At 51.3% G+C, this 2,544-nt stretch carries 3 protein-coding genes; all 3 read right to left on the minus strand.

The genetic code is table 11. The features are described from left to right. On the minus strand, nucleotides 1-1,269 hold a 1,269-nt coding region (locus HA45_RS23225), incomplete at its 3' end, for an SEL1-like repeat protein (protein WP_143808514.1). Then, nucleotides 1,269-1,595 (minus strand): phospholipase D-like domain-containing protein, encoded by a 327-nt coding sequence (locus tag HA45_RS23230; RefSeq protein ID WP_128599090.1) that lies wholly within the window; start codon nucleotides 1,593-1,595, stop codon nucleotides 1,269-1,271. The genes HA45_RS23230 and HA45_RS23225, both read right to left, overlap by 1 nt. 51 nt (nucleotides 1,596-1,646) lie before the next feature. Next, nucleotides 1,647-2,544: phospholipase D-like domain-containing protein (locus tag HA45_RS27385; RefSeq protein ID WP_495524947.1), on the minus strand; the 898-nt coding region annotated here is incomplete at its 5' end.

The following is a 2,544-nucleotide window of genomic DNA, read 5'->3' on the forward strand; positions in this document are numbered from 1 at the left end:
TCCCAGATAACGCCACGTCACGGGGTGCTCTTCCTCCGTGTGCCTGTCACGCAAGGGCCAGGGGCGGGACTGAGTGCGCGTTATGCGGTCGGCCGGCATCGTTTCCCCCTCCCTGAAGTAACGCACCTCTTCCGCACCTGTTCCGCTGTCCGGTATCCAGGCCGTCTGCCAGTAGCCGCTTCTCGGGCAGGGCTCACCGCTGTGGCACAGCAGCAGCGACGCGCTCTGTTTATCAAAGTCCGGTGACTCAGGCAGCGGCCTGCCGGTTGCCGGGTTCAGGTGCTTCTTCTTCGCCAGCCGGGCAATCAGCGCCTCACCGGGTTTTTCCGGCGGGATGTTGGCTTTGCGGGCCTCCACCCACTTCAGTTTGCCGTCCCATTCCGGCAAAGGCGCGGGCGGTAGCGGAACGATGTCGTTGATCTCGGGTACGGTGGGTTGGGCGTAGGAGTAATTTAACAATATTCGTGAAATAGCCCTGTAACGCCGGGAACGCTCTGGGTCTTTTTTCAAATACAAATAGTCAAGACCGTCATCTGCTAATGGTCCATTAAATCCTTCTTGCAAATAACTTGCCGAAATAGAGTCCCCCGCGGCTACCCCTAACTGATATAAACGCACCGCTTCCTGGTAATTTTTACGATGCTTGTAAATAATACCCATTATCTTCGCTGCCTCCCCATCACCCTGCTCAGCAGCACAGAGATACATCTGCCTGGCAACATCCGGTGCGATATCAACCGGCTCAAGTTTTTTGGCCAGATATACCTGTGCAAGAGCGCTCCCCTCATCAGCTGCTTTACGATAGTAACGCAGCGCCATTTCCTCATCCTGCTTCAGCCCCGCAGCACCGTGCTGCAGATAGATGGCGATAAAATAGTAGCCGCTGGCAACCCCTTCATCGATAAGCTGCTGGCTGAAGCGGCGTCTTTCAGAGGCTGTCAGCCCAAAGTGCCCGCGCAGCGACCCATTCTGCAGATTGATGGTGGCTTTGGCATGCCCGTTCTCCGCTGCAATCCGGTAGAGGCGCCCGACCTCCGTATCGACCTCTTTGTCCTGCTTCAGCTTGTTGTTCACCTGCAGCCAGCGGGCGTATCTGAACAGCACATCAGCCTCAGCTTCCTGCCCTGGAAGGAGTTCTTTTTTGCAGGTAAAGGCCAGTTGCGTATTAATACTTGAATCCATAAACATTTCCTTGTTGCCGACAATTGCGGCATTACTTTGGTCACAGGCCGTGACCAGTAAGCTGGCAATCAGTAACAATGCACGCATTAATCCCAATCCTTGAGTTTTGATTTGCTGTATAAGAAACCCACTAGTGGCGCGACAGGTTTATTTTTATCAATCATCATCCGCTCATTATCTGAAATTATTTTCCCCCATGAATTGAATGCATCTTCAGAATCATCTTGCATCCCTTTACCATTGGTATGAAGCCTCCATAACCCCCTCCTTAAATCCTGAGTCACACTGGCCCATTCGTGAGCAATATTCATTTCACTGTCCACCTGCATGCTGCGGGTATTAATATTGGCGGACCCATGCGTAGTAAATACGTCATTCACAATCATTAACTTGGAGTGGATATAAACTGGCATCCAGTTCTCGGGGGGGAGAGTCCAGTGCAACAAGAGAGCAGACATGGATGTTTAAACCAGGCCGGGGCTCGGGGATAATCGTACTTTTTCAATTTCAAGTATCTTTGCGTCCAGCTCTCGCTGTTTCTTTAAAAATTCTTCAGCACCTCTAGAGGTATACATCGCAGAAACAGGCGTTGTTCCTGCTTCTCTCCGGAGTTTATCAATCTGCATTTGTTTTGTGATACCCGGGATTATTTCCGCCCGTCCCAGCGTCTCAAGCATGCGCTGGGTATTGACGGTACCCGACCCGATACCCTCATCTGTGGCGTTGGTCACTACAAACAAATATAAAGCACCATGCTTATTCAGGTCGCGCCCTTTGCTTGTCTGTTCTTCTGCAATTTTATTAATCAACTCAGCCATCGGCGGCCATCGGAAATACTGATTTTCAATATAGATAAACTGAGTGGCATTATTGACCGCCTGCAAATAAAGCGTCTCGATATCCCGTTTTTGTTCCTGTGCCTGAGTACGAAGCAGTTGAGCCATAATCGGCGTGCCGTATTCAGGGCGGGGCTTCAGTTCTTTCGCCACTTTCTTTGCATTACGCAAAGCCAGCAGATCCTGATGCGTTTCCTTACACCACGCCTTAGCAAAATTCTCATGCAGGTGTTCCAGTATCGGGCCCGTTACCTGGCTTGAAATATCCTGACGCGGGAGAAACCCGCTGGCTCCCATATTGGGTGCATACGCATCCACGCTGCCTGCCCGACGCCTGGATGAATGGTCATCTGTATCCCAGTACTCATCGAGCATGTTGTGGCCCATCACAAAACCTACCGCATGCTCCGGTAATTCGTAATCAACCAGGACTGTTTTCTGGTGATGAGTGGCTGTCGCCGCCAGAAGTGCTACGGTCATTTTACTGATGTCTTTATCAAGGGCATGCAGTGCTGCCTGATATTTT

The organism is Pantoea rodasii, from assembly GCF_002095465.1.
Lineage (GTDB): Bacteria > Pseudomonadota > Gammaproteobacteria > Enterobacterales > Enterobacteriaceae > Pantoea > Pantoea rodasii.

Coding starts and splice junctions, on each gene's coding strand:
- HA45_RS23230 (WP_128599090.1), bottom strand. CDS start 1,595: ATGCCAGTTTATATCCACTCCAAGTTAATGATTGTGAATGACGTATTT.